The following is a 24,201-nucleotide window of genomic DNA, read 5'->3' as shown; positions in this document are numbered from 1 at the left end:
TTATATGCGTGGCTTTATCAAGGGAGCCAACACGTTTAAAACAAGCTCCAGACAGACACCGCAATACCGCCGAAAACGAGCCATTTAACGATGTAGTACACCGTTTTATTCCACGCTTTCAGCTTTTTGCCGACGATACGGATCTGGTAGATATAACGGAAGCTTTTGTTGATACCGCCAACACGGTCGCCGACGTCGTTCGGCGCGGCGGCGGCGCTCATTAAATGACGCCCAAACCAGTAATTCACTTTTTGCGCCCAGCGATAGCGCATCGGGCGTTCGATGTCGCAGAACAGAATCAGCCGGTTTTCGCCGCTGGTATTTTCAGCGTAGTGAATAAAGGTTTCATCAAACAGCACGCCTTCGCCATCCCGCCAGCTATAGCGTTCACCATCCACTTCAATAAAACAGCGGTCATCATTAGGGGTGGAAAGCCCGAGGTGGAAGCGTAGTGAACCGGCGTAGGGATCGCGATGGCGCGGCAGGCGGCTGCCATCCGGTAGCGTCGCAAACATCGCTGCTTTAACCGATGGAATACTGCGTAGCAGCTCGGTGGTTTTAGGACACAAAAGGCTGGCGGAAGGGTGAGCGTCTTCGTACCACTTCAGGTAAAAACGCTTCCATCCGGTTTTAAAGAACGAATTAAATCCGGCATCGTTGTATTTCTCCGCCGCTTTAATTTGCTCCACCTGCTGCAGATAAATGCCTTCTTCCCGAATAATCTGCCAGTGCTGCTGAAGAACGGCTAGCTCTGGAAACGCAACTGTCCCCAGGTAGGGCGTATTCGGCACGCGGGAGAAAAGGTACATAAAACCGTTGAGCGGTGCGGTGAAGGTGGAATGATCCGAAAGCTGGCGCCAGAAGCGGTATCGGATCTTTCCACGAAAATGTACGTACAGCACAGAGATAACGATAATAAATAAGACGATATACTTCATGTGGTTTTATCCTGCCATCAACGAGATAAATGCATCCCAAAAGAGAACTGTTTTTTTTATGCTGCAATAGCTCAAACCACTTACAAAGATAGTACAGATTTTCTTATGTCATCATTAATATATTCGGTGCACTTAGAGCCTACATCAATTGAACTTTATTCCAGGCGAGGAGACCACAGGCAGAATGCAGCATGCCGCTAATTTTCGGTCTTCTTTTCCCATCGAGTTAGGACAGGGTGAAAACGATTCACACCATTGTCCAGGATGGCTGTGTGACGCTGATGATATCTTGTCAGCAGCATACATTACTGGCTGCCTGTCACAATCAATGCCTCGATATAGCACTTATCCTCCGGCTTACCAATGAGATTTCCGATCTGGTATATCACCAATGAGAAGCATTATGTTAGCAAATAACTAACAATATCAGGAATTATTCTCAAATGATTTCATCATACCGCTATAGCTAAATGACCTCTGATATAATAGCGCCCGCTAAATGATATATTATGCGGTGCAGAGGGTATTATCATTTAGCAGAAACGGCCTGCGAAACCTTTTTCTTTATAGATGGTTTAAACAAACTTTTAATGAAGCCGAAATTAAATAGCTTATTCATTTAAAATATGAAGATGTAATGATGATATCTAACTCTTTTTTGAGAGCATTTTTCGCCCTGGTGGCGAGCCTCTGGTCTTTTGTCATCCTGCCGGTTGCTCCGGCTTACGCTGCCATTCTTTCGGCCCCGGATGATCCCCAGGAAACATCACGTTCCAGTAGCACGGATGCTAATGATGAGACCGCCCGCACCCTGGCCGGTTGGGCGCAGTCCGCTGGCTCGACTCTGGCTTCCGTTCACGCCGATACTGATATGAGCACCGTGGCTGGCGACCAGCTACGCAACGCCGCCGCTGGCGCTGCTACTGCAGAGGTAGAGCGTTGGCTCTCCGGTTTTGGTACGGCACGGGTCCGTCTCGGCGTTGACCGCGACTTCACTTTGAAAAACTCTGATCTTGATTTTCTTCTCCCCTGGTACAACGCACCGGAGTGGGTAGTATTCACTCAGCAAAGCATTCACCGTACCGACGACCGTACTCAGATGAACCTCGGTGCCGGTGTTCGCCACTTCGGTGCTGGGTGGATGGCCGGGGCTAACGCCTTTTATGACTATGACCTGACCCGCTACCATCAGCGGGCCGGGCTTGGCGCTGAGTTGTGGCGCGACTACCTGAAGCTCGGTGCCAACGGCTACTTCCGTCTCAGCGGCTGGCGGGATGCGCCGGAGCTGAACAATGACTATGAGGCCCGACCGGCTAACGGCTGGGACCTCCGTGCCGAAGGTTGGCTGCCAGCGTACCCACAGGTGGGTGGGAAGCTGACTTATGAGCAGTACTACGGTAAAGAAGTGGCACTGTTTGGCACCAGTAACAGGCAGGACAACCCACAGGCTATCACCGCGGGGATGAACTGGACGCCAGTACCGCTGGTCACGCTGAGTGCGGAGCACAGCATGGGCAACGGAGGGATGAACGACTCCCGCTTCGGACTGCAGCTGACCTGGACGCCGGGGTTGAGCCTGGCGCAGCAGCTTGATCCGGACGCGGTACGTGAACGGCGCACCCTGGCAGGCAGCAGGCTTGACCTGGTGGAGCGTAACAACAACATCGTCCTCGAGTACCGCAAGAAGGCGCTAATTAAGCTGGCACTGCGCGAGCGTGCGCAGGGCACACAGGGACAAGTGTTTACCCTGGTAACCGGGCTGCAGACGAAGTACCCACTACAGGCTATCGACTGGAGCGCCGGCGACTTCCTGGGGGCGGGCGGACGGATGACCGGCAGTGGCCCGACTACGCAGTTTACCCTGCCTGCCTGGCGAGCGGGCGCAAATGCTGCAGAAACGTCGCGACTTAACACTTATATCATTACCGCCGTGGCCAGGGACAGTCAGGGTAACCGTTCTGACCGGGCGGAGAGCACCCTTATTGTCAAAGATACAGGCGTACAGATACTTACTGGTAACCTGACTGCCGGAAGCGGTGCGCGGGCGAACGGCATTGATGTTAACACCGTGACGGCCATGGTCACCGACGGTGCCGGACGAAGAGTTTCTGGTGAGACAGTGCTCTTCACCTTACCTGCCGGATTAAGCGTCGCCGGTGCGGTACACAGCACCCAGGTGAGAGTGACGACGGACAGCAACGGTGTCGCTAAACTGGATTTGATTAGCCTGACGCCGGGAACCTACAGCCTGCAGGCTCAGGTGGGTACGGCGCCGGCGGTCAGTACCACCACATCGTTTGCACAGAATACGGATACAGGCCCACAGGAGATACTTAACCTGGAGGTGACGGTTCCGGCAGACAATGCGCTGGCTAACGGGCAGGACAGGAATACGGTCAGTGTAGTGGTGAAAAACCCGGCAGGTATCCTCCAGACGAACACGGTGGTGCACTTCAGCGTAACGTCGGGAGCTACCCTGTCCTCTTCTGATGTCACCACCGACGGTAACGGTGTGGCTCAGGTGACGCTGACCAGTGTGGCCGCAAATACTTATACGGTGGTTGCGGCAGCAGGTGGTGGGAGTCGGACGGTGCCGGTGACATTTTCCGTGGTACCGTTGCAGGGGGTGCTGACGGCCAGCCCAGCGTCTATTCCGGCGGATAATACGACTGTGAGTACGCTGACCCTGACGTTGACGGACCAGAACGGTACGGTACAGCCGGGTAAGCCGGTGGTGTTCGGTGTGACGGGGGTTAACGGCAATGCCACGATAATAAGCGACACGGCAGACCACGGGAATGGTATCTATACAGCAACGCTGAGAGGGGCCGACACGGGTACAGCAACCGTGACAGCGATGATCAGCGGTGTGGCACTGTCCGGTGCGATTACGTCGGTGACGCTGACGGCGCCTGGCACTCAATTTACACTGACTGCGACTACACATTTGGCTTCCTGGAATTACGCCGCAAATTCCGGTTTTCCGAAAACCGGATTTACTCAGGCGACTTTCACTGTCAATCCTCCGGCAGGACACAATGCCGCAGAATATTCATGGAAAGTACAGCATAAGGACGGAAGTCCCGTTTCATGGCTAAGTGTTGACAGCACCGGTATTGTTACATTCAACAGTGAACCAACCAGCGCAACTGATGCCAGTGTCGAAATTATTGCAACACCGGCGTCCGGTGGCGTTCAGACGTTAGGATACCAGTTTGCTTTGACGGGCTGGTTTACCAGTTATAGTGGTTCAATGAACTGGACCGATGCCACTGCCTTATGCAGAGTTCAGGGGCAAAGACTGCCATTCCGGACCAACCTGAGTAGTGGAACGACATCGGATGGTGTTGTAGGGAAATTATTCAGTGAATGGGGGGGACCATCTCACTACCCGGGTTCTGGTTTCATTCGTGATAACTACTGGACATCCGAAGGGGCGCCTGGAGCTATGATTTATGGGATAAACAGTCAATCTGGGATAATAAACTCTTACCTTCCCAGCCACAGCCTTTCTGTTACTTGCATAAGGGATATGTAATATATGGGGAAGTTTGTATATAGAATCTGTGGTCACTCCCGTTTTTTACAACACAGATATATCATTGGCTGGCTTAATTTTATCCGTCGTCCAAATCGCGCCACGGTAAGTTCCACGCCAGATGAACCTCAGAAAGATTATTCTGTTTCAGATGAGCCATCTCGATATACAGGTTCTTCAATAGGCTGGTCTGCCGTTTGCATCATCAATTATCAGTATTCGCAAAACTAGATAAATGATTATTTAAATAATTTATTGCTGTAGAGACTTACGACGCGAACGTTTGTTGTCGCGTCGTAAGCGCCTTGTCTATCCTGACCAGCTTGTTTGCCAGTACGCAGGTCAGAACCAAGTTACTTTTTATGCGCAGTCATTCCCCGACCCAGTCCGCCATTTTCTGCCCGGAGTTTCAGGATATAGCGCCATCCGATCAGAGCAATAATAATGGCATTGATAATAAGCGTTAACCCCAGGCTCTGGAATACACCGGATAACCCCAGCCCCAGTGCTATCAGCAGATAGTAGAAAAGGCCAAACAGCGCTCCGGCGGTACCGCGACAGTCGTTATAGGCGCTTAACGCGGAGCCCAGAACGACAGGGATAGCCATTGAGTAAGAAATCATCACTATTGCCATCGGTGCGAGAAACCACAGCGAATTTGCGAGCAGATACACGCCGGTGCCGCCAATGATATTCATCATGAGGGCAATCGGAAGTATGGCGTCACTGCCGCGCTGGCTTTTCAGCAACAGACGATTTATCTGTGCCCCAACCACTGAACCTGCCGCCAGAATAACTCCGGTATAGCCGAAGGATTCTGGAGTCTGCCCCAGACGCTGGAACATAAACGGCGCCAGGCTGTAATAACTGAATAATGAAACGTTAAATAACGTCACCAGTATCGTCGCCTGCCAGAGTTTTCCATCCTTGATTGCACGGTGAAGTACACTCGTAAACGGGGTGCTGTTGGTCATCGCCGGGCGCGTTTCTTCAAGAGTGAAACATGACCAGGCGAGCAGCACGAGGGCAAGGGTGGCCAGGCTTGCAAAGACCATCCGGTATCCACCGAAGGAGGCCAGCACCCCACCGAGGTAAACCCCAATAGCAGGACTAATAGCGAGCGCCATGCCGATAAACGAGAAGATCTTTGCCAGTGCGTTGCCGCTGAAGCGGTCACGAAAAATCGTCTGGGTGACCACGGAGCCGCAGGCTGCGCCGAATGCGGCTAAAACCCTGGCAATCAGGATGACGGAAAAGTCTTTCGCCAGCAGCGCTGTCAGAGATCCTGTTCCGTACACCAGCAGTCCGCCCAGAAGAGCTGGCCGACGGCCATATATGTCACTAATGCGGCCCCAGGCTAAAACACCAAAAGCGAAACCAAAGAAATAAACGGAAAGAGTTTGTGATGCTTCCTGGGTGCTCACCGAAAATTGCAGCGCAATATCGGTAAGTGCCGGACTATAAATAGTTTCAACAATTTGTGGGAACATCAATAGCATTGTTAATAACGCCATGCTATTACGGCTAAACATTTTAATCCCCTCTGTACCCGTCATACTTCAAGTTGCATGTGCGTTGGCATTCCTCGCTCACCCCAGTCACTTACTAATGTAAGCTCCTGGGGATTCACTGCGTCGCCGCCTTTCTGCAACTCGAATTATTTAGGGAATATAATTAATAAAGAACAATATTGTAGGGAATGACGTTCTGGCCTGTTATCAGGAGTCGGACAATGAATATCAAAAATCTGACATTTTTATTGTTTTTGTAAATTCTGCCCATGACTGCTTACAGTCAGCATGAGGTCGTTACAGATAAAATCGTTTCCAGGCAAGGTATTAGCGACTAATCGTGAGATACATCCCGGTAGCCAATTTCGATTGAGATTATCCTTAATGTTTTCAGGGTGAGCCTTTCTCGCCGTTCTTTTTATACACAGCAGGTACTCAAGCAATGTCAGAGATGACTTTACCTTTGGCAGCAAGATCTCCTCGTGCACCAGGCAGGACGAGAACCACCGTTGCCGGGCGAAAGCACCGGGTTCGCGTTTCGAATCAGGAGCAGTTCGCCATCGCGCTCGCACTATTCACTACAGGATTAATAGGTTTCGTCGGCGCAGGTCTCTATTTCCTTGCCCAGGAAGGTTGGATCCTTTTATAGCGGCGGAATAAGCCCTTCCATGCAGCATCTCTCCTGAGCCCCGGCCTTCGCCGGGGCTTTTTTGTGTCGCGCTGTTGATACTCACTTGTTAATTATTTGTAATTTAGATCACAAAAAAGAAACATTGGCGTTCGTTTTGTACGCAATTTTCAAAAATGTAGATATTTTTAGGTTATGGCTACGAAATGAGCATTCCCTGACTCTCTACCCTGAGGATTGATCCTGATGAACGCACTCTCCGCCGTTAAACCAAACGCTGATGATTTAGGCCGTAGTTTTACCGGATTTACGCTTACGCCTTCCGCACAGTCTCCGCGCCTGCTGGAGCTGACTTTTAACGCCCAGACCACCGCACAGTTTCTGGATGCCGTGGCTCAGTGGCCGGTACAGGCGCTGGAGTACAAATCCTTCCTTCGTTTTAAGGTCGGGCAGATCCTCGACAATCTGTGTGCAAATCAGCTGCAGCCGCTGCTGATTAAAACCCTGCTGGACCGCGCCGAAGGGGCGCTGCTGATTAACGCCGTCGGAGTAGACAACGTGGCCCAGGCCGATGAGATGGTGAAGCTGGCAACCGCGGTGGCGCACCTGATTGGTCGCTCCAACTATGATGCTATGAGCGGTCAGTACTATGCCCGCTTCGTGGTGAAAAATGCGGATAATTCAGATAGCTACCTGCGTCAGCCTCACCGGGTGATGGAGCTGCACAACGATGGTACCTACGTCGAAGAGCAGACCGACTACGTGCTGATGATGAAAATCGATGAGCAGAACATGCAGGGCGGTAACTCGCTGCTGCTGCACCTCGACGACTGGGAGCATCTGGAACAGTACTTCACTCATCCGCTGGCGCGCCGCGCGATGCGCTGGGCCGCTCCGCCGAGCAAAAACGTCAGTCACGATGTGTTCCATCCGGTGTTCGACGTGGATAGCCAGGGTCGTCCGGTGATGCGCTATATCGACCAGTTCGTGCAGCCGAAGGATTTTGAAGAGGGGACCTGGCTCAGCGATTTGTCAGATGCCATCGAAACCAGCAAAAGCATTCTCTCCGTTCCGGTTGCGGTGGGTAAGTTCCTGCTTATTAACAACCTGTTCTGGCTGCACGGCCGCGACCGCTTTACGCCGCACCCGGATCTGCGCCGTGAACTGATGCGCCAGCGTGGTTATTTTGCCTACGCCACTAACCACTACCAGACTCACCAGTAAATGTCGCCCGGCGAAGGAATTGAGCGGATGTATGATTTTGTGATTATCGGCGGCGGCATCATTGGTATGTCGACCGCCATGCAGTTAATCGACGTTTACCCGGATGCCAGCATCGTGTTGCTGGAGAAGGAATCTGGCCCGGCCTGTCATCAGACGGGCCATAACAGCGGCGTGATCCATGCCGGGGTCTACTACACCCCCGGCAGCATGAAGGCGCAGTTTTGCCTCTCCGGTAACCGCGCGACCAAAGCGTTCTGCGATGAAAATGGCATTCGCTACGACACCTGCGGAAAAATGCTCGTCGCCACTTCGGCGCTGGAAATGGAACGCATGCGCGCGCTGTGGGATCGTACCGCCGCCAACGGCATTGAGCGTGAATGGCTGAGTGCGGAAGAGCTGCACGAGCGGGAGCCGAATATCACCGGCCTTGGCGGGATCTTCGTTCCTTCAAGCGGCATTGTCAGCTACCGCGAAGTGACCGCGGCGATGGGCAAAATCTTCGAGGCCAAAGGCGGCAGAATTGTTTACCAGGCCGAGGTCAGCGCGCTGAAAGAGCACGCCAGCGGCGTGGTGGTGCATACCCAAAACGGCCAGGAGTTTGAGGGCTCAACCCTGATTAGCTGCTCTGGCCTGATGGCAGACAGGCTGGTGAAAATGCTCGGTATCGATCCGGGCTTTATCATTTGTCCGTTCCGTGGTGAATATTTCCGCCTGGCGCCGCAGCATAACCAGATAGTTAACCACCTGATTTATCCCATCCCGGATCCGGCGATGCCGTTCCTCGGCGTACACCTGACCCGCATGATTGACGGTAGCGTGACGGTCGGGCCGAACGCGGTGCTGGCGTTTAAACGTGAGGGCTACCGCAAACGTGATATCTCCCTAAGCGACACGCTGGAAATCTTAGGCTCACCGGGCATTCGTCGCGTGCTGCAGAACAACCTGCGATCGGGCCTTAATGAGATGAAAAACTCGCTATGCCGCAGCGGTTATCTGCGCCTGGTACAGAAATACTGCCCGAGCCTGACGTTAAACGATTTGCAGCCGTGGCCCGCGGGCGTGCGTGCGCAGGCGGTATCTCCACAGGGCAAGCTGATTGACGATTTCCTCTTTGTTACCACCGCGCGCTCGATCCACACCTGCAACGCGCCTTCACCGGCAGCCACGTCGGCTCTGCCGATTGGCGCCCATATCGTGAGCAAAGTACAAACACTGCTGGAAAGCCAGCATAACCCAGGACGCACGCTACGTGCGGCACGTAGCGTTGACACATTACACGCCGCATTTACCCGTTAAACACCCACAATTGGAAGCCATCATGCAACTTTACGATTCAAGCTTATTTCATCAGCAGGCCTTTATTGCCGGAGAATGGCGCGATGCAAACAGCGGCGAAGTGATCACCGTGACTAACCCGGCCAACGGCCAGAAGCTTGGCAGTGTCCCGAAAATGGGCGCGGTGGAAACTCGCGAAGCCATTGAAGCGGCTAACCGTGCACTACCCGCCTGGCGGGCACTAACGGCGAAAGAGCGAGCCAACATTCTGCGCCGCTGGTTCGATTTGATGATGGCAAACCAGGACGATCTGGCAACGCTGATGACCCTCGAGCAGGGGAAGCCGCTGGCAGAAGCGAAGGGCGAAATCAGCTACGCCGCCTCCTTTATTGAATGGTTCGCGGAAGAGGGTAAACGCATTTATGGCGATACCATTCCCGGCCACCAGGCTGACAAACGCCTGATAGTGATTAAGCAGCCTATCGGCGTGACCGCGGCTATCACGCCGTGGAACTTCCCGTCGGCGATGATCACCCGTAAGGCAGGGCCAGCACTGGCCGCAGGTTGCACTATGGTGCTGAAACCCGCGAGCCAGACGCCGTACTCCGCGCTGGCGCTGGCGGAGCTGGCAAAACGCGCCGGGATCCCGGATGGCGTGTTCAACGTCGTGACCGGTGCCGCAAGCGCCGTGGGCAATGAACTTACCAGCAACCCGCTGGTACGTAAGCTCTCTTTCACCGGCTCAACCGAAATTGGCCGTGAGCTGATGGCGCAGTGCGCGAAAGACATCAAGAAGGTTTCGCTGGAGCTTGGCGGTAACGCGCCGTTTATCGTGTTCGATGATGCGGACCTCGATAAAGCGGTGGAAGGAGCGCTGGCCTCAAAGTTCCGTAACGCCGGGCAGACCTGCGTTTGCGCCAACCGGTTGTACGTGCAGGATGGGGTTTACGAGCGCTTTGCCGAAAAACTGCAGCAGGCGGTTGAGAAGCTGCAGTTGGGTGATGGCCTGCAGCCGGGCGTGACCACCGGGCCGCTGATTGATGAAAAGGCGGTGGTGAAAGTGCGCGAGCACATCGCCGATGCGGTCGCCAAAGGTGCCTGCGTGTTGACCGGCGGTCAATCGCACGCGCTTGGCGGCAATTTCTTCCAGCCAACGATCCTCGTCAACGTGCCGGATAACGCCAAAGTGGCGAAAGAAGAGACCTTTGGCCCACTGGCGCCGCTGTTCCGCTTCACCGACGAAGCCGATGTTATTCGTCAGGCCAACGACACCGAGTTTGGCCTGGCCGCCTATTTCTACGCCCGCGATTTGAGCCGCGTTTTCCGCGTTGGCGAAGCGCTGGAGTACGGCATTGTCGGCATCAACACCGGCATTATCTCCAACGAAGTGGCTCCATTTGGCGGGATTAAAGCCTCAGGTCTTGGTCGTGAAGGGTCGAAGTACGGCATCGAAGACTATTTAGAAATCAAATATATGTGCATTGGCCTGTAACCCGGACGCAGAAGAGGATTCAAGATGGGGCAATCATCGACTTCACATGATTTAGGGGGCGGGCTGAAATCGCGGCACGTCACCATGCTGTCTATTGCTGGCGTCATCGGCGCCAGCCTGTTTGTAGGATCAAGCGTGGCCATTGCAGAGGCGGGTCCTGCGGTGCTGCTGGCTTACCTGTTTGCTGGCTTGCTGGTGGTGATGATCATGCGCATGCTGGCAGAAATGGCCGTTGCCACACCGGATACCGGCTCTTTCTCAACCTATGCGGATAAAGCCATTGGCCGCTGGGCGGGGTATACCATCGGCTGGCTGTACTGGTGGTTCTGGGTGCTGGTTATTCCGCTTGAAGCAAACATCGCCGCTATCATTCTGCACTCCTGGGTGCCAGCGATACCGGTCTGGCTGTTCTCGCTGGTGATAACGCTTGCGCTCACCGGCAGTAACTTGCTCAGCGTGAAAAACTACGGCGAGTTCGAGTTCTGGCTGGCGTTGTGTAAGGTTATCGCGATCCTGGCGTTTATCATCCTCGGGGCGGCGGCCATCGGCGGCTTTTACCCCTATGCCGAAGTCAGCGGTATTTCCCGTCTGTGGGATCATGGCGGTTTTATGCCGAACGGCTTTGGCGCGGTGCTCAGTGCCATGCTCATCACCATGTTCTCATTTATGGGGGCGGAGATTGTTACTATCGCGGCGGCGGAGTCCGATACCCCGGATAAGCATATCGTTCGTGCCACCAACTCGGTTATCTGGCGTATTTCTATTTTCTATCTGTGCTCCATCTTCGTGGTGGTGGCGCTGATCCCGTGGAATATGCCGGGGCTTAAAGAGGTGGGATCGTACCGTTCGGTGCTGGAGCTGCTGCACATACCGTATGCGAAACTGATCATGGATGGGGTCATTTTGCTGTCGGTGACGAGCTGCCTGAATTCGGCGCTGTATACGTCTTCCAGAATGCTCTACTCCCTGAGCCGTCGCGGTGATGCGCCAGCCGTCATGGGCAAAACCAATCGCAGCAAAACGCCGTACATGGCGGTGCTTATCTCTACCGGCGCGGCGTTTTTGACGGTTATCGTCAACTACTATGCTCCGGCGAAGGTGTTTAAGTTTCTTATCGACAGCTCCGGTGCCATTGCGCTGCTGGTGTATCTGGTCATTGCCGTCTCGCAGCTGCGGATGCGCAAGATCCTGCTGGCGAAAGGGGACGACATTAAGCTGCGAATGTGGCTCTACCCGTGGCTGACCTGGCTGGTTATCGCCTTCATCATCTTTGTCCTGGTGGTGATGTTGTTCCGTCCGGCGCAGCAGCTGGAGGTGGTTTCCACCGTGGTGTTGGGGCTGGGAATTATTTGTACCGTGCCGATTATGTCGCGCTGGAAAAAACTGGTATTGTGGCAAAAATCGCCGCTGCACAACACGCGTTAGGGGAGTATCCCGGCGTGAGCCGGGATATCACCAGATAAGCAGGAGCTTTAACCATGACCGTAATGCCTCAACCGACGGCCATAGATGGATACCGGTGGCTTAAAAACGACATTATTCGCGGTGTTTATCAGCCCGACGAAAAGCTGCGTATGAGCGGGCTCACGGAGCGCTACGCGCTGGGCGTGGGGCCGCTGCGGGAAGCGCTTTCGCAGCTGGTGGCCGAGCGGCTGGTGACGGTAGTCAATCAGAAGGGCTACCGGGTTGCGCCGATGTCTGAGCAGGAGCTGCTCGATATCTTCGACGCCCGCGCCAACATGGAGGCAATGTTAGTCGGCCTCGCCATCGAGCGCGGAGGCGATGAGTGGGAAGCTGAGCTTCTCGCCCGCGCACATCTGCTGAACAAGCTGGAATCGACGGACGCCAGTGAAAGCATGCTGGATGAGTGGGATCTGCGCCATCAGGCGTTCCACACCGCCATTGTCGCCGGATGCGGCTCGCAGTATCTGCTGCAAATGCGGGAACGACTCTTCGACCTGGCCGCGCGCTACCGCTACATCTGGCTACGCACTACCGTACTTTCCGTCGAAATGCTGGAGGATAAACATGTCCAGCACCATACCCTTCTTGAAGCCATTCTTGCCCGCGATACCGCACGTGCCAGCAACCTGATGCGTGAGCACTTGTTAACGCCAATCCCTATCATTCAGCAGGCGATGCGCGACTGAACCGCGGCCGATAAATATTAATTAATTATATTAATATAATTGAGAAATTCTAATATCGGCCTGTTTCTTGGTGCTATATAAAGCGCGGGCGTTGCAACATATATCGCCTGTGTTATATTTCAGCCGTCCCGCACTTTGACTATAGTGTTAATATTATTATTTATTTAATAAGTAACGTGCTGGCTTTAATTCATTATTTTATTCACTTTATTCATCGTGACTGTGGTGAATAAACACATAAGGTTTTATCCCTATGATGACAAGACGCTCTTTCGTCAGGCAGGGCCTGATGGCTTCCGCAGGTATGCTGGTGGCGGGAACCGTGGGCAGCAGTTTCAGCAGCATCGCGTTTGCCCGCGAGGATAATCTCTGGCAGATGCCAGATGAAGGAGCGCCTCACACGGCTACCTGGATGGCATTTGGCGCCAGTGAAGCTATCTGGGAGCCGCATTTATTACCGGTGGTGCGCGAGAATCTGGCAACGGTGGCAAAAACGATAGCCGCATTTGAGCCGCTGAATATGCTGGTACGGGAAGAAGATTATGATATTGCGAGCAGGCTCTGCGGACCGTCGGTAAATCTTATTGAGCATCCGATAGACGATCTATGGATGCGTGATACCGGGCCGGTATTCGTGAAAAACGGCAGCGGCGGTCTTGCTGGTGTGGGCTTTAATTTTAACGGCTGGGGCAATAAGCAGGAGCACGAGCAGGATGCTGGCGTTGCAGCGTTCGTGGCGAAAGAAGCCCGCGCGACGTTTATACGATCGTCGCTAATACTGGAAGGCGGTGGAATAGAAGTGGACGGTGAAGGGACGGCAATTATTACCGAAAGCTGTGTTCTGAACCCGAACCGCAATCCTGGCGTCAGCAAAGCGGCGTGCGAGGCGGAGCTGATGCGTCTGCTGGGGCTTAAAAAAATCATCTGGCTGCCGGGCATCGCCGGAAAAGATATCACCGACGGGCATACCGATTTTTATGCCCGCTTTACTCATCCGGGTACGGTGGTGGCCGGGCTTGAGCAGGACTCGTCGATGTTTGATTACGCCGTCACCCGGCGCCATCTGGAAATATTACGCAGCGCGACGGATGCCAAAGGCCGACGCCTGAAGGTGGTAGTGCTGGAAGGGCCTGCGTCAGTACGGCAGAAATACGCGAGCGATGACTTTGCCGCGGGATATATTAATTTCTACGTCTGCAACGGGGCGGTGATTGCGCCAGAGTTCGGCGATAAACGGGCTGATCGTAATACCCGGGACATTCTGCAGGAACTGTTTGCTGACCGCGAAATTATTCAGCTGAACATCGATGGTATCGCCGCGGGCGGCGGCGGTATTCACTGCACCACCCAACAGCAGCCCCGTTAAGCAGGGCGGGCGAGGCGGTACACCGGAACCTGCCGCGTGGTGCCGGTCAGGCTGTCGCTCACTTCGACCTCACCGGTGACGATGGTCAGACCCGACGTTCTGAGGGTGGCGACTTCGGCGGCAATGCGCTGACAGCTGAGCCAGAACAAACCGTCGAGCGCGTTGACCGCAAGCCCGGCCTCCAGCGCCAGCCTTAACCGTTCTCGCGGCAGCTTGCTCTGGGTGGCAACCTGCTGGAAGGGCGCCGCCGTAACGCCGTCTTCTGCAACCCGGCGGATGCGGTGAGAAAAGCGGTAGCGGAATTCGTCAGGCACGGTCTGAAAGTCTTCATTCAGGCTGTAGACGCAGCCGCGTTTGCTGGTATTAATCACGGCGTTTTTCTGGTTCAGCGCGAACTCGCCGCGTAGCTTATCGATTAACTGCGGGGCGCGAACCAATAGCAGGCGGAAGGGGAGTTCGAAACTGGTAACGTAATCGACGTTCAGCAGGGCGATGCGCAGACGTGATTCGCTGCCGGCCTTCTCCTGGCGACACTCCTCCAGCACCTCTTCCCACTGGCGGGTCAGGCGGGGAGCTTCATCGATGGCGGTGAAATGGTACTTCTCAATCTGGTAGTCGATGCGTCCGGTCATCAGCTTCCTCGTGGATAAGCGCTTTTCATCGCTCACCTTACCCTGATATGTGCCGTTCTGAAATCCCGTCGTAGCGCCAGTTAAAAAAATAACCCAGCCGGAGGGCTGGGTTATTCTGGCGTTTTGCGGTTAACCGAGGAATTTGCCTTTCAGCAGGTTCATTCCCGCAGACAGCAGGTCAGACTGCGGGGCTTCGCCGTCGGGTGAAACGCCGTCGACAATCTTAGGCAGATATTCGGCAATCATCGACGATGCGGCGTCGGTATCAATCCCGAGCTTCGCCGCCAGTTCCTGAATAGCAGGAGAACCGAAAACGGAGGTGATTTGATCGGCGGAAACCGGCAGATTAGCCCCACCGCTAATCCACGATTCGACCACGCCACCCAGACCTTCGCTCTGGAACTTCGCCAGGATCCCCTGAATACCGCCCTGGTTTTCGATCCACGACAGAATGGCCGTTATCTGTGACCCTTCGCCGGTTTCACCACCCAGCATGCCAGTGAGTTTATCAAATAGTCCCATGATGGGCTCCACGTAGTGTCAGTATGAAAAAGCGTTATTTCGCTGGAATAATCAGCACCTGGCCGGGATAAATTTTATCCGGGTGCTTCAGCATCGGTTTATTGGCTTCGAAGATCCGCTGATAGTCGTTGGCATTGCCATAAACATGTTTTGAGATGGCGCTGAGGGTATCGCCGGATTTCACCGTATAGTAGGTACTTTCGGCACCACTCTGCGCGACGCTTGCGCTGTCGTTGACTTTGCTTATCCCTGCCACGTTGCCAATGGCAACCAGGATCTTCTCTTTGAGCTCCTGAGAGGCGATATCGCCGGTCACCGTTGCAGTGCCGTCGTCCGCCACCTGAATATTCGCTTTTTCTGCCCCCGGCAGGCCGAGGTTATCGATATGCTTTTTCAACTCATCGGCCTGAGATTTCGTGTCTTTGCCTGACACCGCATCCCAGAGCTTCTCCCCAGCTTCTTTCACAAAGTTAAACAGTCCCATATTTTCTCCTTACGTGATGAGTCTCTCAAACAGAAACATCATAAGGGTAGCCCAAAATCAGCGTGATGCTTTGCGGAAATAAAAAAGCCGGGAAATCCCCGGCTTAGCGTCAGCGTATGGTGAAGTTACCGCTGCGTACATCCTGCACACTGCCGGTTCTGGATCTGCTGGAAGAAGTCGTTGCCTTTATCATCCACCAGGATAAATGCCGGGAAGTTTTCGACTTCGATTTTCCATACCGCTTCCATGCCAAGCTCCGGCCACGCCACGCACTCCAGGCTCTTGATGCTCTGCTGCGCCAGTACCGCCGCCGGGCCACCGATGCTTCCCAGATAGAAACCGCCGTGCTGGTGGCAGGCGTCGATCACCTGCTGGCTGCGGTTGCCCTTTGCCAGCATGACCATGCTGGCGCCATGGGACTGCAGCAGGTCGACATAGGAGTCCATGCGTCCTGCCGTGGTTGGGCCGAGTGAGCCAGAAGCGTAGCCCTCCGGCGTTTTCGCCGGGCCAGCGTAGTAGATTGGATGATCTTTGACGTACTGCGGCAGCGCCTCACCGTTGTCGATGAGGGCTTTGAGTTTGGCGTGGGCAATATCGCGCGCCACGATGATGGTGCCGGAAAGCGACAGGCGGGTCGAAACCGGGTGCGCCGACAGCTGCGCCAGGATAGCCGACATCGGCTGGTTCAGATTGATGCTGACCGCGTCGCCTTCGCCCTGCTCGCGCAGGTGTTCGGGGATGAGGCGGGCCGGATTGTGCTCCAGCTTTTCAATCCAGATCCCTTCGCGGTTGATCTTCGCCTTAATGTTACGATCCGCAGAGCAGGAGACGCCCATGCCCACCGGGCAGGATGCGCCGTGGCGCGGCAGGCGGATCACCCGAATATCATGGGCGAAGTATTTGCCGCCGAACTGAGCGCCAAGCCCCAGGTTCTGCGCTTCCTGCATCAGCTCATGCTCCAGCTGTACGTCGCGGAACGCCTGGCCGTGCTCGTTGCCTTCCGTCGGCAGGGTGTCGTAATAGTGGGTGGAGGCGAGCTTCACGGTCTTCAGCGTAGATTCCGCCGAGGTGCCGCCAATCACGAAGGCGATGTGGTACGGCGGGCAGGCTGCGGTGCCGAGTGAGCGCATTTTCTCGACCAGGTAATTTTTCAGTTTTGCCGGGGTAATGAGCGCTTTGGTTTCCTGGTACAAATAGGTTTTGTTGGCGGAGCCGCCGCCTTTGGCGATGCACAAGAACTTGTACTCGTCGCCGTCGACGCTGTAGAGGTCAATCTGCGCCGGCAGGTTGGTGCCGGTGTTCACCTCGTTGTACATATCCAGCGGCGCGTTTTGCGAATAGCGCAGATTGTCTTCGGTATAGGTGTTGTACACCCCACGGGCGAGGGCGGCTTCGTCACCGCCGCCGGTCCATACGCGTTGGCCCTTTTTACCCATGATGATGGCGGTACCGGTATCCTGGCAGGTTGGCAGAATGCCTTTGGCGGCAATCTCCGAGTTGCGCAGGAACTGCAGCGCCACGTATTTGTCATTTTCGCTGGCATCGGGATCGTGAAGAATAGCTGCAACCTGCTGCTGGTGTGCCGGGCGCAGCATAAAGGAAGCGTCGTGGAAGGCTTGTTGCGCCAGCAGGGTCAGCGCTTCAGGTTCAACTTTCAGTACCGGCTGTCCGTCAAACTCGGTGACGGAAACGTACTCATTGCTGAGCAGATAGTATTCGGTATCGTCTTTCGACAGCGGGAACGGATCCTGGTAAACAAAAGGTTTATTCGACATTGTCACATACTCCATAAAAGAAAAGCCGCCGACGGTTGCCCGCCAGCGGCTCTGAATCAGAACATCATGCTCATCCACGGATAGCCAATCAGCAGCAGCGCGGCGAGGAAGATGGCGCCAAAGATGGTGCCGAGCCGCCAGTAGTCTTTGGTCGGCAGGTAGCCGCTGCCGTAGTAAATCGGGCTTGGGCCGGTACCGTACGGGGTGATAATCCCCATCACGCCGAGCGAGGTCACCATCAGCAGCACGAAGACTTCCATATTCATGCCCGGAATGGTGGCGGCGATGGTCAGCATCGCAGGCAACAGGGCGGTGGTATGCGCCGTGGTGCTGGCAAACAGATAGTGCAGCAGGTAAAACGCCAGCAGCAGGACGATGGTTGCGGTACCCGGTGAGATGCCGCCCATCAGCGCACCACCTTCTTTACCGAGCCAGGCAATAAAGCCGGTAGAGGAGAGGCCATCGGCAAGGGCAACCAGGGTGGCGAACCAGACGAAGGTATTCCACGCCGGTTTGTTGCCGGTGATATCGCTCCACTCCAGCACGCCGGTCCACAGCATCAGCACAATAATCAGCAGGGCGGCCATTGCCGGTTCAATCCACTCGGCGGCGAAGATCCACATCATCAGCGCACAGCAAACGAAAATCAGCAGCAGGATTTCGTTACGCGACAGTTTCCCCAGTTTCTCCAGCTCACGGCTGGCCCACAGCGGCACTTCATCATTCACTTTTACTTCAGGTGGGTAGAACCAGTAAGCCAGCAGCGGCATGGTCAGCAGCAGCAGGATCCCAAGCGGCAGGAAGGCGATGAACCAGGTCCCCCAGCTGATGCTGATCCCGACGATGCTTTTAACCAGCGCCAGCGCCAGCAGGTTCGGCGCCAGCGCCGAGAGGAACATGGAGCTGGTGATACAGGCGGCGGTGATGGCAACCCACATCAGGTAAGAACCAATACGGCGCGCGCTTGGATCGTTAGGTTTAGAACCATACAGCGGTGGCAGGTTGGCGATGATAGGGTAGATAGTCCCACCGCTACGCGCGGTGTTAGACGGCGTAAACGGTGCCAGCAGCAGATCCGCGAACATGATGGCATAGCCGAGCGTCAGGCTGCGACGACCGAGGTATTTTACCAGGATCAGCGCCAGACGGCGACCGAACTGCGTTTTGTCGTAGCCCGCCGCGAACATAAAGGCACCAAAAATCAGCCATACGGTTGAGTTACCAAAGCCGCTGACCGCCCACTTAAAGGAGGCGCCTGCCAGTTTAAAGTGCGGGTCGGCGAGTTGCTCCGGGCTGAACAGCAGCCACTGGCTACACAGCGCGATAACCACGACGCCGGTAAGACCGATAACCGCGCCGGGCAACGGCTCAAAGATAAGACCGACAATCACGCCAACAAAGATGGCGAAGTAGTGCCAGGCGTACGGCGGTAACCCTTGCGGAACCGGTATGAAGAGCAGAAGCACTGCCACGATGATGGGCAGCGCCATCATGATAAGCCGGGAAGATTTTCCGGCTGTGCCTGACGCAGGTGCAGGTGTTGCAGTTTTTAGTTTCATAATACACGTCTGTAAGTAGTTAAGAATTCGGTTGCGATGCGAACATGCCTTATTGCTTTCTTTAGTTACAATAGCTTTTTTAATTAATTTTTAAGCGTTAAAGGTGTTCGATAAATAACGGTTTAAGCTGATTTCATAATCGGCTTAAATATAAATTCTGGTTAATTCTATAATGCATTTTCAGACGCTGTTTCATTTGATCTGGATCACAAAGTTACCGCTAATAACGATTTTTAATGTAAAAAATAATACCCACAAAGATTAGTGTGGTTATGGCCTGTAGTCGTACGAGTTTTAGTCGTATGGCGTCGTGCATATATAGGGTTTTCCTGCGTAAACTTACCTTAATCTATTGATTGTAATGATTTTTGTTGTGCATTGATTTCAGCTTGCTGTTTTGTGGTAAGTAATGAAGATGTTGCATGTTTTTAATTTTTGGTAAACGTAATGCGCAGATATTAATAATGCTTTGTGGGTACTGGTGTTATTGCTGGTGTTAAATAGTTTAATAACTAGAGTAACTACTTTGGTAACTAAAAAAAGCCTTATATTAATATCATGAGATCGGAAAGAAATATAACGAGAGTAAACACCGATAACGAATTCTGAATTTCAATTTTAAATTTTCTGGAGTTTCTATTATGACCAGTGACGAACGTATTCTGAGTCCATTTACGCTACCCAACGGGGTTATGCTGAAAAACCGTTTGTTAATGGCACCAATGACCACCTGCACCGGTTATTACGATGGCACCGTCACCAGCGAGCTGGTGGAGTATTACCGTGCCCGTGCGGGCAGCATCGGAACCATCATTGTGGAATGCTGCTTTGTCGATAACGATGGTCTGGCGTTCCCGGGCGCTATCGGTATCGATAACGATGAGAAGGTCGCAGGCCTGGCGAAAATCGCCGAAGCCATTCAGGAGAAAGGCTCAAAAGCGATTCTGCAGATCTATCACGGTGGCCGGATGGTTGACCCGCAGCTAATCGGCGGCCGCACCCCCGTTGGCCCAAGCGCGGTCGCGGCACCGCGTGATGGCGCTGCGACTCCGCGAGCGCTCTCGGCTGCAGAAGTTGAGGCAATGATTGGCAAATTCGGGGACGGCGTTCGTCGCGCTATTCAGGCCGGCTTTGACGGCGTGGAGATTCACGGCGCGAATACCTACCTTATCCAGCAGTTCTATTCACCAAATTCTAACCAGCGTGATGATGAGTGGGGCGGCAGCCGCGACAACCGCGCAAAATTCCCCCTCGCCGTGCTGGATATCACCCACAAAATGGCGCGCCAGTACGCTGACGATGCGTTCATCATCGGCTATCGCTTCTCGCCGGAGGAGCTTGAAGAGCCGGGTATCCGTTTTGATGACACCTTGTATCTGCTGGAAAAACTGGCCGCGCGAGGCGTTGATTACCTGCACTTCTCCCTTGGCGCTTCCCTGCGCCCGTCGATTGTTGAAACCGAAGACCCGACGCCGCTGATTGAAAAATACTGCGCCCGTCGCTCGGCTACCCTCGCTGAAGTACCGGTGATGGGCGTGGGCGGAGTGGTTAACGCAGCCGACGTGACTTCCGGTCTTGACCATGGCTATGACCTGATGGCCGTTGGCCGTGCCTGCATTGCATATCCGGACTGGACCGATCGTATCGCCAGCGGCGAGAACCTCGAACTGTTTATGGACAGTACCCAGCGTGAAGCGCTGAACATCCCGCAGCCGCTGTGGCGCTTCTCGCTGGTAGAAGCGATGATCCGCGACATGAGCATGGGCGATGCGAAATTCAAACCCGGCCTGTTTGTCGAAACTGTCCAGGACGATAGCCGCGAGCTGGTGGTTAACGTTAGCCTTGAAAACGATCGTATTGCCGATATTGTGCTGGCCGGAGAGCCAGCGCAGAGCGTGGAGTTCACCACCAGTTTTGAAGAGATCCGTGAGCGTATTCTGACCGCCAACACCCCGCATGTGGATGCGATAACCGGTGCGACCAGCCAGAGTGAAGCCGTTAAAAAAGCGGTGGCGAAAGCGATGGTGAAATCGAGCAAAGCGCTGGCCGCAGAAGAGGGTTGTGCAACGGATACGCCGAAACCGTATGACGTGGTCGTCATTGGCAGCGGCGGGGCAGGTTTATCGGCGGCGATCCAGGCCCATGACGACGGCGCCCGCGTGCTTGTCGTTGAGAAAATGCCGACCATTGGCGGGAACACCATTAAGGCTTCCGCCGGGATGAACGCCGCAGAAACGCGCTTCCAGCGGGTGAAAGGCATTGAGGACAGCAAAGCGCTGTTCTACGCCGAAACCCTGAAGGGCGGCAAGAACAAAAACAACCCGCAGCTGCTGCAGCGCTTTGTCGAGAACGCGCCAGAGGCGATTGAGTGGCTGGCGACGCGCGGCATTATGCTGAACGACATTACCACCACCGGCGGGATGAGCATCGATCGCACCCACCGTCCGCGCGACGGATCTGCAGTGGGTGGCTACCTGATTAGTGGCCTGGTGCGTAACGTCACCCGTCGTGGCATTGACGTGATGCTTGATACCAGCGTGGATGAGATCCTGCTGACCGAAGGTGAAGTCAGCGGCGTGCGGCTGCTGAACGATGAGCAGGAGCAGATTACGGTACAGACCAGAAGCGTGGTGGTAGCCACCGGTGGATTCAGCGCTAACAGCGCCATGGTGGTGAAATACCGCCCGGATCTGGCGGGGTTTGTTACCACCAACCATAAAGGCGCTACCGGCGGCGGTATCGCGCTTCTGGAGCAGATTGGTGCCGGGACCGTGGATATGGGCGAGATCCAGATCCACCCGACCGTGGAGCAGAACACGTCGTATCTGATTTCCGAGTCTATCCGCGGCGGCGGCGCGATTCTGGTGAATCAGCAGGGGAACCGTTTCTTCAACGAGATGGAGACCCGTGATAAGGTCTCGGCGTCCATCATCGCGCTGCCGGAGCACTACGCTTACATCGTGTTTGATGAGCACGTGCGTGCCAAAAACAAAGCAGCGGATGAGTATATCGCGAAAGGCTTCGTCACCAGCGCCAGCTCGCCGCGCGCTCTGGCGGCGAAACTGGGAATGGACGAACATGCTTTCCTGGCAACGCTCGAGCGCTACAACGGCTTTGTGGAAAAACAGCATGATGATGACTTTGGTCGTACCACCGCGCTGCGTAACCCGATAAACGAAGGACCGTTCCATGCCATCCGCATTGCGCCGGGCGTCCACCACACCATGGGCGGTGTTACCATCACCACCGAGGCAGAGGTGCTGAACACTGAGCAGCAGGCTATTCCGGGGGCGTATGCCGCAGGTGAAGTGGTTGGCGGTATCCACGGGGGCAACCGTATCGGCGGCAACGCCGTCGCGGATATCATTATCTTCGGCACTCTTGCAGGACACCAGGCCGCGCTGCGCGCCCGGAACTAAATGAGGAAGGACTTCGCGATGCCAACCGACTCTCGGGTATACAGTTATTCCGCCGTGCTGATGGGTTCTCCCATTCTGCTCAAGCTGTTTGTCCACGATGAAGCGCTGGCTTCGCGAGTTTTCCAGCTCATTAAACGCTATGAAGATTTGCTGACCGTTAACCGCCAGAGCTCGGAGGTGATGGATATCAACCACGCCGCCGGGCTGCATCCGGTGAAGGTGAGCCGCCCGGTGTTCGAGCTCATCCGCTGTGCGAAAGCGGCGAGTATGCTGCCGCAAAGCGCGTTCAACCTGGCGATTGGGCCACTGGTCAAACGCTGGCGGATTGGCTTTAAAGGCGATGAAGTGCCCCCAGCGGCGGAGATAGCCGCGCTGCTGGCGCTGACCCGGCCGCAGGATGTCATTCTCGATGATGCCGCAGGCAGCGTGTTTCTCACAAGGCCTGGCATGGAGCTCGATCTCGGCGCCATCGCTAAGGGCTACATTGCCGACCGCGTGCGCGATTTCCTGCGCCGTAGCGGCGTGGAAGAGGGGCTGATTAACCTCGGCGGTAACGTGCTGACCCTGGGCTCTCCCGTGGGCGAATGGGGTATTGGCTTAAAGAAACCCTTTGCCGCCGCGCAGGAGACGCTGGGCACTATCACCGTCAACCATCAGTCGGTGGTGACATCCGGCACCTATGAGCGCTTTTTCGAGCAGGACGGCCGCCGCTATCATCATCTTCTGGACTCGCGCAGCGGCTACCCGCTGGATAACGAGCTCGACAGCGTCACCGTGGTTTCCGCTGATTCTCTGGATGGCGATATCTGGACCACGCTGCTGTACGGGTTGGGCGTGGAGAAGGGATGTGCGGCGCTGGAAAAGCGCCACGATCTTGAAGCGATTTTTGTCACCAAAGACAGGCGGGTGGTGCTGTCGTCGCAGCGGAATTTTCATTTCACGCTGCAGGACGACAGCTACCGGCTTACTGACAGAACTGCTTAAGCAACCCGTACTGTTCGGCCAGCAGGCGATAGCGATACACTGGACGGCCGGTCGCACCATAGTGAATGCTGGTGAACAGGATATTGATCTGCGCCAGCCAGATAAGATACTTACGGCATGATACCCGTGAAATATTCACCGCATTCGCCAGATCGTCGGTGGAAAACTCCACTCCCGGATGAGCGTCAATCCACTGGCAAATAGTGCGCAGCGTCTGTGGTGTGAGCCCCTTCGGCAGACGGCGCGCGTCAGCCACTTCCGGCGCTCCACCGTGCAGCAGGCGATCGACATCCGACTGCTCATGGTATTTGTGCGCACCCAGCAGATTCTTCTTTTCTTTCCACGTCGTCAGCGCCTCTTCAAAGCGCGGGAACTGGAATGGTTTAATCAGATAATCCACCACGCCATAGTGCAGTGATTTCTGGATAGTAGCGGCATCGGCGGCGGAGGAGATCATAATCACATCAATGGGCCGACCGCTGGCGCGCAGGGTTGGCAGAAGATCCAACCCGTTATCCTGCTGCATATACACATCCAGCAGGACCAAATCGATATTCTGCGCGGGATCGGTCACTATCTCCTGTGCCTGGCGCAGCGTAGACGCGGTTGCCACACACTGAAAACCGGGCACCCTGGCAACGTAGCAGCGGTTCAGTTCTGCCACCATGGCGTCATCATCGACGATGAGTACATTTATCACACGA

The 24,201-nt window shown here is 54.9% G+C and carries 17 protein-coding genes; 9 read left to right on the top strand and 8 right to left on the bottom strand.

Annotated features, from left to right (window positions below):
* Positions 1-35 precede the first annotated feature (35 nt).
* A complete protein-coding gene (gene lpxO / locus C7387_RS11200) occupies positions 36-938 on the bottom strand; it encodes a lipid A hydroxylase LpxO (RefSeq protein WP_006818920.1) in 903 nt (300 codons plus the stop codon).
* A 637-nt stretch (positions 939-1,575) separates the two neighbouring features.
* Between lpxO and C7387_RS11190 the strand changes: the two genes are divergently transcribed.
* Positions 1,576-4,476: an inverse autotransporter beta domain-containing protein gene (locus C7387_RS11190; RefSeq protein ID WP_120816673.1), complete on the top strand. Its 2,901-nt coding sequence runs from the start codon at positions 1,576-1,578 to the stop codon at positions 4,474-4,476.
* A 353-nt stretch (positions 4,477-4,829) separates the two neighbouring features.
* On the opposite strand, the gene C7387_RS11185 is transcribed toward C7387_RS11190, so the two are convergent.
* Positions 4,830-6,008, bottom strand: coding sequence for a multidrug effflux MFS transporter (locus tag C7387_RS11185; protein WP_147424902.1), 1,179 nt, complete (start codon positions 6,006-6,008; stop codon positions 4,830-4,832).
* Positions 6,009-6,861: 853 nt separating this feature from the next.
* Between C7387_RS11185 and glaH the strand changes: the two genes are divergently transcribed.
* From glaH to C7387_RS11155, 6 genes are all read left to right on the top strand, one after another.
* Positions 6,862-7,839, top strand: coding sequence for a glutarate dioxygenase GlaH (gene glaH / locus C7387_RS11180; protein WP_006818925.1), 978 nt, complete (start codon positions 6,862-6,864; stop codon positions 7,837-7,839).
* A 27-nt stretch (positions 7,840-7,866) separates the two neighbouring features.
* Entirely contained in the window at positions 7,867-9,135 is a 1,269-nt protein-coding gene (gene lhgO, locus C7387_RS11175) for an L-2-hydroxyglutarate oxidase (RefSeq protein WP_120816671.1), read from the top strand.
* Between the two features lie 22 nt (positions 9,136-9,157).
* On the top strand, positions 9,158-10,606 hold the full coding sequence (gabD, locus tag C7387_RS11170; RefSeq protein ID WP_120816670.1) for an NADP-dependent succinate-semialdehyde dehydrogenase: 1,449 nt from the start codon (positions 9,158-9,160) through the stop codon (positions 10,604-10,606).
* Between the two features lie 24 nt (positions 10,607-10,630).
* Positions 10,631-12,031 carry a GABA permease gene (gene gabP / locus C7387_RS11165; RefSeq protein ID WP_040903390.1) on the top strand — a complete coding sequence of 467 codons (1,401 nt, stop codon included), beginning with the start codon at positions 10,631-10,633 and terminating at the stop codon, positions 12,029-12,031.
* Between the two features lie 53 nt (positions 12,032-12,084).
* Positions 12,085-12,756 (top strand): DNA-binding transcriptional regulator CsiR, encoded by a 672-nt coding sequence (gene csiR, locus C7387_RS11160; protein ID WP_038254610.1) that lies wholly within the window; start codon positions 12,085-12,087, stop codon positions 12,754-12,756.
* A gap of 253 nt (positions 12,757-13,009) precedes the next feature.
* Positions 13,010-14,122: an agmatine deiminase family protein gene (locus C7387_RS11155; RefSeq protein ID WP_006818930.1), complete on the top strand. Its 1,113-nt coding sequence runs from the start codon at positions 13,010-13,012 to the stop codon at positions 14,120-14,122.
* On the opposite strand, the gene C7387_RS11150 is transcribed toward C7387_RS11155, so the two are convergent.
* From C7387_RS11150 to C7387_RS11130, 5 genes are all read right to left on the bottom strand, one after another.
* Positions 14,119-14,754 (bottom strand): ECs1377 family protein, encoded by a 636-nt coding sequence (locus C7387_RS11150; RefSeq protein WP_038254612.1) that lies wholly within the window; start codon positions 14,752-14,754, stop codon positions 14,119-14,121. The genes C7387_RS11155 and C7387_RS11150 overlap by 4 nt on opposite strands.
* Before the next feature lie 129 nt (positions 14,755-14,883).
* On the bottom strand, positions 14,884-15,276 hold the full coding sequence (locus C7387_RS11145; RefSeq protein ID WP_006818932.1) for a YidB family protein: 393 nt from the start codon (positions 15,274-15,276) through the stop codon (positions 14,884-14,886).
* Positions 15,277-15,310: 34 nt separating this feature from the next.
* Positions 15,311-15,760: a peptidoglycan-binding protein LysM gene (lysM, locus tag C7387_RS11140; protein WP_006818933.1), complete on the bottom strand. Its 450-nt coding sequence runs from the start codon at positions 15,758-15,760 to the stop codon at positions 15,311-15,313.
* Between the two features lie 125 nt (positions 15,761-15,885).
* Entirely contained in the window at positions 15,886-17,535 is a 1,650-nt protein-coding gene (fumA, locus tag C7387_RS11135) for a class I fumarate hydratase FumA (protein ID WP_120816669.1), read from the bottom strand.
* 56 nt (positions 17,536-17,591) lie between these two features.
* Positions 17,592-19,094 (bottom strand): DASS family sodium-coupled anion symporter, encoded by a 1,503-nt coding sequence (locus tag C7387_RS11130; RefSeq protein ID WP_120816668.1) that lies wholly within the window; start codon positions 19,092-19,094, stop codon positions 17,592-17,594.
* A 641-nt stretch (positions 19,095-19,735) separates the two neighbouring features.
* Between C7387_RS11130 and C7387_RS11125 the strand changes: the two genes are divergently transcribed.
* Together C7387_RS11125 and C7387_RS11120 are read left to right on the top strand one after the other, a co-directional pair.
* On the top strand, positions 19,736-22,513 hold the full coding sequence (locus tag C7387_RS11125) for a flavocytochrome c (RefSeq protein WP_120816667.1): 2,778 nt from the start codon (positions 19,736-19,738) through the stop codon (positions 22,511-22,513).
* Between the two features lie 18 nt (positions 22,514-22,531).
* Positions 22,532-23,497: an FAD:protein FMN transferase gene (locus C7387_RS11120; RefSeq protein WP_040903392.1), complete on the top strand. Its 966-nt coding sequence runs from the start codon at positions 22,532-22,534 to the stop codon at positions 23,495-23,497.
* On the opposite strand, the gene dcuR is transcribed toward C7387_RS11120, so the two are convergent.
* Positions 23,478-24,197: a two-component system response regulator DcuR gene (gene dcuR, locus C7387_RS11115; protein ID WP_006818939.1), complete on the bottom strand. Its 720-nt coding sequence runs from the start codon at positions 24,195-24,197 to the stop codon at positions 23,478-23,480. The genes C7387_RS11120 and dcuR overlap by 20 nt on opposite strands.
* Positions 24,198-24,201: the final 4 nt, after the last annotated feature.

The organism is Yokenella regensburgei (assembly GCF_003634235.1).
In the GTDB taxonomy this organism is placed as follows: domain Bacteria; phylum Pseudomonadota; class Gammaproteobacteria; order Enterobacterales; family Enterobacteriaceae; genus Yokenella; species Yokenella regensburgei.
This window is presented reverse-complemented; position numbering and strand designations above follow the sequence as displayed.